Origin of the sequence: Lysobacter sp. TAF61, from assembly GCF_052113485.1 — a bacterium.
Taxonomy (GTDB): Bacteria; Pseudomonadota; Gammaproteobacteria; order Xanthomonadales; family Xanthomonadaceae; genus Lysobacter_J.
Map to the genome: position 1 here is coordinate 1 of NZ_JBFRDH010000046.1, position 420 is coordinate 420.

At 68.1% G+C, this 420-nt stretch carries 1 protein-coding gene; it reads right to left on the reverse strand.

Annotation, left to right across the window (positions count from 1 at the left end; genetic code table 11):
• Positions 1–377, reverse strand: a 377-nt coding sequence (locus tag AB4Y64_RS17750; RefSeq protein WP_441817769.1) for a PAS domain S-box protein, incomplete at its 3' end; no start/stop codon positions are given.
• Positions 378–420 lie beyond the last annotated feature (43 nt).

Sequence of the window (420 nt, forward strand, 5' to 3'; positions counted from 1 at the left end):
GCCGCCACCCGGTCGGTGACGTCGCGGGCCACGCCATAGATGCGGTCGCCCGCGCGCTGGGCCCGCCATTCCAGGGTGCGGTAGTGGCCGTCGGCGTGGCGATAGCGGTTGATGAAGCCCCGGACCGGATCGCCTTCCTTGCGGTTCTCGACCTCGACCACGCTGTCGCGCGTGCCGGGCATGTCGTCGGGCTGGACGAGCCGCAGCAGGGGCTGGCCTTCCATGTCCTCGGGGCGATGACCCAGCTTGGTCTGCCAGGACCGGCTGGCCTTCAGCACGGTGCCTTCCAGATCGCGGATGATCAGCAGGTCCAGCGAGACCTCGAAGAAGGTGCTGGCGTCCACCAGCAGGGCGTCGCGAGCCGATGCTTCCGCCATTTATCGAAGTCCCCGAAACGCCGACTAGAGTTCAGCCTAGCGC